This is a genomic window from Burkholderia sp. Bp9143, assembly GCF_003853645.1.
Lineage (GTDB): Bacteria > Pseudomonadota > Gammaproteobacteria > Burkholderiales > Burkholderiaceae > Burkholderia.
Genome location: NZ_QTPO01000028.1, coordinates 101,580 through 109,154 on the forward strand (window position 1 = coordinate 101,580; position 7,575 = coordinate 109,154).

Here is a 7,575-nt window from a genome sequence, read left to right on the forward strand (position 1 = left end):
GTTTCGTGTGCGGTTGAGTCAGGCGGAGGTCGCGGCAGCGCGCACTTCGTCGAGCGCGCCGGGATTGTCGAGTGACGACAGGTCGCCCGGGGGCTGCCCGCAGTACACGCTACGGATCACGCGCCGCATGATCTTGGAGCTACGCGTCTTCGGCAGTTGCGCGACCACATGTACGCGGCCCGGCCGGAACGGGCGACCGAGACGCTTGTCGACGTGGCCGGACACGATAGCCTCCAGATCCGTACCCGTGCCACCGGCGCCAGGCTTGGGCACGACGAACACGACGAGTTTCTGCCCCTTGTCCGCATCGGCGACGCCGATCGCGGCCGCCTCGGCCACGTCCGGCAGTTCCAGCACGACTTCCTCGACCTCGGCCGGCCCCAGGCGCTTGCCGGCAACTTTGAGCGTGTCGTCGGAACGGCCCATCATGAAGTAGTTGCCATCGGACGTGCGCAGCGCCAGGTCGCCATGGACCCAGATGCCGGGGATGGTTTGCCAGTAGGTTTCCAGGTAGCGTTCGTCGTCGCGCCAGAACGACTGCGTCATGCCGACGAACGGCGCACGGATCGCGAGCTCGCCGATTTCGCTGGTCACGCTCTGGCCGTCGCCATTCACCACATCGGCGGCCACGCCGGGCGAGACGGTGTTGAAGCCGCTCGGCGGAATCGGCCGGATCGGGACGCTGGCGAGCAGCGCGCCCGACGCCTCGGTGCCGCCCGTGTAGTTGATGACGGGCGCCGTGCCGTCGCCGAAGCGCTGCAGGAACCAGTTGAAATGCTCGGGCGCGATGCCTTCGCCCGCCGTGATCAGCAATCGGACGGTGGAGCGATCGCCCGCGAGCGCGAGCGCCTCGTGGCTGGCCATCCCGCGGATCAGCGTGGGCGCCGATCCGAAGTGCGTGACGCGGTGACGTTCCACCACGCGCGACATGCGCGACCAGTCGGGGTAGTCGGGCGCGCCGTCGTAGCACACCAGCGTCGCGCCCCGCAGCAGCGCGCAGCCGAGCACCAGCGTGCCCGCGATCCAGCCCATGTCGGCGGGCCAGCAGTAGACGTCGCCGGGATGCACGTCGAAGTGAACCAGCGAATCGTGCGCGATCTTGATCGGGAAGCTGCCGTGCGTATGCACCACGCCTTTGGGCTTGCCCGTGGTGCCCGACGTATAGATCACCATGAACGGCGTATCGGGCGTGACGGACACCGGCGGGACGCCCTGACCCTGTCCGGCGCTCGCCGTTTCCTGCCAGTCGAGGTCGCGCGCGTCCTGAGCGGTGTCGTCTTCGCCGCGCTTCCAGATCACGTGTTCGAGCAACGGCAGTTGGCGCCATGCGTCGCGCAGCGCGCCCTGTACATCCACGCGCTTGGTTCTGCGCGAGAAGCCGGTGGATGCGATCACGATGCGCGCCTCGGCAGCCGACAGACGCGCCACGATTGCATCGACCCCGAAGCCGCTGAACAACGGCACGACCAGCGCGCCGAGATGTACGATGGCCAGCAACGAGACGGTCGCCTCGACGCCGTTCTCCATCAGCAGGCCGACGCGGTCGCCCTGTTTGACACCACGCCGCACGAGTCCTGCGGCGAAATCGCTGACGCGCTGCTCCAGCTCCGCGTAGGTCAGCTCGCTTACGCTGCCGTCTTCCCGCTCGGCGACAACGGCCTTTTGTTGCGCAGTGGCGGGGTTGCGCGCCCAGCCATAGATGGTGTTGACCCAGTTGAGTTTGCCGCCGGGGAACCAGCTCGGAAACTGCGGGCCGCGCGACAGGTCAGCGTAGCCTGTCGGCAGTGCGTCCCATGCGATTGCGCATTCGTCCATCACCGTCGTCCAGTAGCGCTCCGGCTCCGCGATCGACACACGCATCAGTTCTTCATACGACGGCACGCCCAATGCGTGCATCAGTTTCACGATGCCGGCGTGCTGCAGCTCGCGCTGGCCGGGTTGCCACACCTGGCCGGATTCATGGTTGCTCATGATCGGTCTCCTGCCTTATGCGCGCTCGACAATCATCGCGATGCCCTGGCCGCCGCCGATGCACATCGTTTCAAGGCCGTAGCGGACCTTGCGGCGCTGCATTTCGTGCAGCAGCGTGCTCATGATGCGGACACCCGTCGCGCCCACGGGGTGGCCCAGCGAGATGCCGGAGCCGTTCACGTTGAGCCGGTCGTCCAGTGCATCCATGGAGCTGCCCCAGCCCTTGACGCACGCCAGCGCCTGGCACGCGAACGCTTCGTTGAGCTCGATCAGGTCCATCTGGTCGAACGTCAGGCCAGTGCGTGACAGCACCTTCTGCACGGCAGGCACCGGACCAATGCCCATGCGGGCCGGATCGCAGCCGGCGGCGGCCCAGCCGACCAGCCAGCCGATCGGCGTCAGGCCGAGTTCGTCGAGCTTGTCCTCGGCCACGATCAGGCAGGCGGCGGCCGCGTCGTTCTGCTGGCACGCATTGCCGGCCGTGACGACGCCGTCCTTCATGATCGTACGCAGCTTCGCGAGGCTTTCCAGTGTGGTTTCGCCGCGCACGCCTTCGTCCTGTTTGACGATCAGCGCATCGCCCTTGCGCTGCGGCACGGCGACGGGGACGATCTCCGCGTCGAAATGCCCGGCCTGCTGTGCGGCGGCGGCGCGCTGGTGGCTTCGCGCGGCGAAGCGGTCGGACGCGTCCCGCGTGATGTCGTATTCGCGCGCCAGCGTCTCGGCGGTTTCGATCATGCCGCTGATACGGCCGAAGCGGCTTTCCGGTTGCGAGCGTTCACGGCCACGGTCGAGCCGGTCGTGCATCGTGACCGAGCCCGCCCGCTTGCCCCAGCGCATGTCGGTGGTATAGAACTCGACGTTGCTCATGCTTTCGACGCCGCCGGCCATCACCACGTCGGCCGCGCCGGTCTGCACCATCATGGCTGCCGTGGCGAGTGCCTGGACGCCGCCGCCGCAGCGCCGGTCCAACTGCATGCCAGCCACTTCGATCGGAAAACCCGCCTGCAGCGCGACCCAGCGCCCGGTGCACGGCGTTTCGCCGCTCGCATAGCTTTGCGCGAACACGACGTCGTCGATGCGTGCGGGATCGAGCCCGGTACGCTCAACGACGGCGCGCGCGACGGTCGCGCCGAGTTCCTCCACGGGAACGCCCTTCAACGCTCCGCCAAACGCGCCCACGGGGGTGCGCAGCGGGGAGACGATGGCTGCTCGTTTCATTTCGAATGCCTCTTGAATGTCATCAATATTCAGCCACCCTCGCTCGCGTGTCACGCGGCGGCAGCCATGTTCGTTGCAATGCCGTCGCCGGATCAGCCGTAGCGTCCACCCGTGACGTGCAGCACTTCGCCGCTGATGAAGCCTGCACGCTCACTGGCAAGGAAAGCCACCGCGTCGGCGATATCGTCCGGACGCCCGACGCGCTTGATCGGCTGCGCGGCCACGGCGCGTTCCTTGATCGTTTCGTAGGTCGGCAGCGCTTGCACCATTTCCGTTTCCATGAAGCCCGGCGCGACGCAGTTTGCCGTGATCCCGTAGCGGCCTTCCTCCATCGACAGCGCTTTGGCCATGCCGATCAGGCCGGCCTTCGCAGCCGAGTAGTTGGCCTGCGTGGGATTGCCCAGATAGGCGCGCGAGCTGATGTTGATCAGCCGGCCCCAGCCCTGCTCGATGAAATGCGGCATGACGGCCCGCGCGGCCAGGAATGCGCCCTTGAGCATGACGTTCATGACGAAATCCCAGTCGTCTTCGCTCATCTTCACCAGGTACTTGTCGCGCGGTGCACCGGCGTTGTTCACGAGGATGTGCACGCCACCGAAATGCTCGATCGTTTGGTCGACGAGGCGCTGGACGTCGGCTTCCCGCGTAATGTCGCCTACGATGCAGTGCGCGGCCAGGCCGTCGTCCTGCAGCGCCTTGGCCGTGGCTTGCGCCAGTTCGGCATTGATGTCGGTGATGACGACGCTCGCCCCTTCCAGTGCGAGCCGGCGCGCGGTGGCGGCGCCCAGGCCGCGAGCCGAGCCCGTGACGATGGCAACTTTGCCGGTCAAACCCAGATCCATGTGTGTCTCCTGAAGAATTGCGTTTCAGCGCAGATCGACCCGCGCGTTGGTCAAAACCACCACGTTGCGCTCCATGGCCGTGACGCGCAGTGAAACCGTGTTGCCGCGTACCCACATCTCGGTGCGCAGCGTATCGCCCGGCCAGGCCGGCGCGGTGAAGCGGACGCGCATGCCTGCAAAGCGTGTGTCGTCGTAGGCGAGCACCGCACGCAGCACGGCATGCGCTGCGACGCCCATCAAGGCCATGCCGTGCAAAATGGGGCGGGGAAACCCTGCCGCAGAGGCCACGGCCGGATCGGCGTGCAACGGATTCAGGTCGCCGCTCAATCGGTAGATCAGTGCCAGTTGCGCTGGGGTGGCCAACTCGCACACACAGTCCGGCGCTCCGTCAGGCATCGCGTGCGGTGTCGGCAGGGCGTCGGCGCTACCGCCTTCGCCGAACCCGCCATCGCCGCGCAACAGGCTCAGCTGGACGACGGTGGCGAGCAGGTTTCCCGTCTCGGCATCGGCGATGTCGCGCGTCTGCTGGAGAAACGCACCTTTGTTTTCCCCTTTGTCCCACAGACCGGTGATGCGCGTCGTGCCCGTGACGCGGCCGCTGGCCGGTAGGGGCGCGTGAATCCTGATTTCCTGCTCCGCGTGCAGGATCTTTTGCCAGGTGATGCCCGTGTCCGGTTCGCGTGCCCAGAAGCCCGGATACGCGAGCACGTTCGCCATGGTCGGCAGCGCACGTAGCGAACCACCATCCCTGCCTTCGTAGACGTAACGCAATTGCCCCGCATCGAGCGGGTCGGCGCCGAGGCCCAGGCCGAGCGCGTAGAGCTGGGTGTCGCGCAGCGAGTACGCATGCTCGATGGACGGGAACGGGCGAGACAGCAAATGATCGGGCTGGAGCGGCATGGTCGACGTAACGGCAGTTGATTCGAGCGCTTACGATGGAACCGGCTCAAACGGCGGTCAACGGATTACCTGACGTTGTTCCGTACCTTGGCAGGAGCTGCCGTACCTCTCGTGGCCAATCGCCAATGCCAGCCTTGTCGTGGCACTTTCATTCTGCGGAACGTTTTCGATGGATCGGTTGTATCGCGTTGTTGGCCGGCGCAGGATCGGAGCATGTTCATCCTTTCATCTGGCGTACCGACATGATTCGCGATCAAGAAACGCTCAACGGCCTGCTCGAGTCCATCGCCCGCTTCGTACGCGAGCGACTCATGCCTAATGAGGAACTCGTTGCAGAAACCGACGAGATTCCCGACGACATCGTCGCCGACATGAAGGCGATGGGCCTGTTCGGTCTCACCATTCCGGAACGCTTCGGCGGTCTGGAGCTGACCATGGAAGAGGAGGTGCTGGCGGTGTTCGAACTGTGCCGCGCGTCGCCGGTATTTCGGTCGTTGCTGGGCACCACTGTGGGCATCGGTTCGCAGGGCATCCTGTTCGACGGCACGCCCGAGCAACAGGAGAAATACTTGCCGCGACTCGCGACTGGCGAGCTGATCGCGTCCTTCGCACTGACCGAACCGGAAGCGGGCTCCGACGCGGCATCGCTTCGCACCACGGCGATCCGGGATGGTGATGACTACGTGGTCAACGGCACCAAGCGCTTCATCACGAACGCGCCTCATGCGGGCATCTTCACGCTGATGGCCCGCACCAATCCGGACGACAAAGGCTCGGGCGGCATTTCGGCGTTCATCGTCGATGCAAAGACGCCTGGCATCAGTTTCGGCAAGCGCGACAAAAAAATGGGGCAGAAAGGTGCCCATACGTGCGACGTGATCTTCGACGGTGTGCGCGTGCCGGCGGCGAACCTGATCGGCGGGAAGGAAGGGCAGGGTTTCAAGACGGCGATGAAAGTGCTGGACAAGGGCCGCATCCACATCGCCGCGGTATGCGTGGCCGTGGCCGAGCGAATGCTGTCGATGGCGTTGTCCTATGCGATGGAGCGCAAGCAGTTCGGCAAGCCGATCGCCGATTTCCAGCTCGTGCAAGCGATGCTGGCTGATAGCAAGGCTGAGATCTACGCGGCCCGCTGCATGGTGGTGGATGCCGCGCGCCGGCGCGACGACAAGCTTCCGGTCAGCACCGAGGCCTCGTGCGCGAAGCTGTTCGCGTCCGAGATGTGCGGTCGCGTGGCCGATCGTGCGGTACAGATTTTCGGCGGTGCCGGCTACATGGCCGAATACGCGATCGAGCGTTTCTATCGCGATGTGCGCCTGTTCCGCATCTATGAGGGCACGACCCAGATCCAGCAGGTGGTGATCGCCCGCAACATGGTTCGTGACGCTCAATGAAGCGCGATGTGGAGCGTGACTGCGAGATCGCGGCCGTGCATGTGAAGCCGGGTGAGCGCGTCGCGGCGAAGGATCTGCTGATCGAGCTGAAGGGAACCGTGTAACGCTGGTGCGTTTGAAGGATCACGATTTCAGACGCATGTGGCTGTCTGTCGCGTACCTTTGATCGGATCGATTTGACTAGGGAATGATCGGTTGGACAAGCTTCAAGCAATGAAATTCTTCGTGCGCGTTGCCGAAGAGGGCAGCTTTACCGGCGCGGCAGAGCGTATGGGCGTGACGACCGCGCTCGTGTCGCGTGCGGTAGGTGGGCTCGAGACGCATCTGCGGACTCGGTTGATCAACCGAACGACGCGACGGGTCGCACTGACGGAAGCGGGGGAACGCTATCTGAGTCGGTGCGAGCAGATTCTCGCCGGCATCGATCTGGCTGAGGCGGAGGCCGCAGACGCGCATGCGAGGCCGGCTGGGCGCTTGCGAGTGCACGCGACACCGGGCTTCGGTCAAAGCTATGTATTGCCGGCCGTTTTGGCATATCGGCAATCCTATCCGAACGTGTTGGTCGAGCTGACGCTGTCTCAGCATGTGCCGGACTTGATCGATGACGGCTATGACGTATCGTTGCAGTTGAGTGCGACCGACCTGCCGGATTCGGGGCTCGTGTCGAAGCGTCTCGGTGGGCTCAGCAGTGTGCTGTGCGCATCACAGGCCTATCTCGACGCACATGGCGTGCCGCTTGATACACACATGCTTACCGAACACGCTTGCCTGCAAATCGTCTCGTCCGTGTTCCCGAACAGCCACTGGCAATTGACCGGGCCGCAGGGCGACGTGAGGTTTGAACTGCCGCCGGCCAAACTCCGGGTCAATACGGCAGAGGCGCTGGCCGTTGCTTTACGCGCTGGCGCTGGCGTCGGCGCGTTGCCCATGTCGACGGCAGTGCCGACACTGCGAGGTGGCGGATTGGTGCGGGTGCTGCCCGACTACACGCTGCAGTCACTGACAGCCTACGCGCTCTATCCATCACGCCAGTATCTCGACGCGAAGATCAGGACCTTCGTCGAGTCGTTGCAAGCATCGATTCCGATGGCCCTCGAAGCAGATATGGCCGCGCTCAAGGTGACATGACGTTTCAAGCTAGCTCCGGAGATCACTCAACCGCCGGTAATTTGCAGTGGACTAGACTAAATCTGACAGTGGTTGGTTTTTCATGCTGGCGCGCATTGGCGCGGAGGGCGTAGCCCGTA

At 64.8% G+C, this 7,575-nt stretch carries 6 protein-coding genes; 2 read left to right on the top strand and 4 right to left on the bottom strand.

What is annotated here, in order from left to right:
* Positions 1-18 precede the first annotated feature (18 nt).
* The 4 genes from DIE23_RS21620 to DIE23_RS21635 form a co-directional block, all read right to left on the bottom strand.
* The gene (locus tag DIE23_RS21620; RefSeq protein ID WP_409364245.1) at positions 19-1,971 is read right to left on the bottom strand and encodes an AMP-binding protein; all 1,953 of its coding nucleotides are present in this window, start codon (positions 1,969-1,971) and stop codon (positions 19-21) included.
* Positions 1,972-1,986: 15 nt separating this feature from the next.
* Complete coding sequence (locus tag DIE23_RS21625; RefSeq protein WP_057924855.1) at positions 1,987-3,192, bottom strand: acetyl-CoA C-acetyltransferase; 1,206 nt, start codon at positions 3,190-3,192, stop codon at positions 1,987-1,989.
* A 92-nt stretch (positions 3,193-3,284) separates the two neighbouring features.
* On the bottom strand, positions 3,285-4,034 hold the full coding sequence (locus tag DIE23_RS21630; RefSeq protein ID WP_124614010.1) for an SDR family NAD(P)-dependent oxidoreductase: 750 nt from the start codon (positions 4,032-4,034) through the stop codon (positions 3,285-3,287).
* Between the two features lie 24 nt (positions 4,035-4,058).
* Positions 4,059-4,934 (bottom strand): MaoC/PaaZ C-terminal domain-containing protein, encoded by an 876-nt coding sequence (locus tag DIE23_RS21635; protein WP_124614011.1) that lies wholly within the window; start codon positions 4,932-4,934, stop codon positions 4,059-4,061.
* Positions 4,935-5,176: 242 nt separating this feature from the next.
* On the opposite strand from DIE23_RS21635, the gene DIE23_RS21640 reads away from it, so the two are divergent.
* Both DIE23_RS21640 and DIE23_RS21645 read left to right on the top strand, forming a co-directional pair.
* The gene (locus DIE23_RS21640) at positions 5,177-6,328 is read left to right on the top strand and encodes an acyl-CoA dehydrogenase family protein (protein ID WP_047853010.1); all 1,152 of its coding nucleotides are present in this window, start codon (positions 5,177-5,179) and stop codon (positions 6,326-6,328) included.
* Positions 6,329-6,523: 195 nt separating this feature from the next.
* Positions 6,524-7,456 (top strand): LysR family transcriptional regulator, encoded by a 933-nt coding sequence (locus tag DIE23_RS21645; protein ID WP_124614012.1) that lies wholly within the window; start codon positions 6,524-6,526, stop codon positions 7,454-7,456.
* The last annotated feature ends 119 nt before the right edge of the window (positions 7,457-7,575 follow it).

Coding starts and splice junctions, on each gene's coding strand:
- DIE23_RS21620 (WP_409364245.1), bottom strand. CDS start 1,971: ATGAGCAACCATGAATCCGGCCAGGTGTGGCAACCCGGCCAGCGCGAG.
- DIE23_RS21640 (WP_047853010.1), top strand. CDS start 5,177: ATGATTCGCGATCAAGAAACGCTCAACGGCCTGCTCGAGTCCATCGCC.
- DIE23_RS21635 (WP_124614011.1), bottom strand. CDS start 4,934: ATGCCGCTCCAGCCCGATCATTTGCTGTCTCGCCCGTTCCCGTCCATC.
- DIE23_RS21630 (WP_124614010.1), bottom strand. CDS start 4,034: ATGGATCTGGGTTTGACCGGCAAAGTTGCCATCGTCACGGGCTCGGCT.
- DIE23_RS21625 (WP_057924855.1), bottom strand. CDS start 3,192: ATGAAACGAGCAGCCATCGTCTCCCCGCTGCGCACCCCCGTGGGCGCG.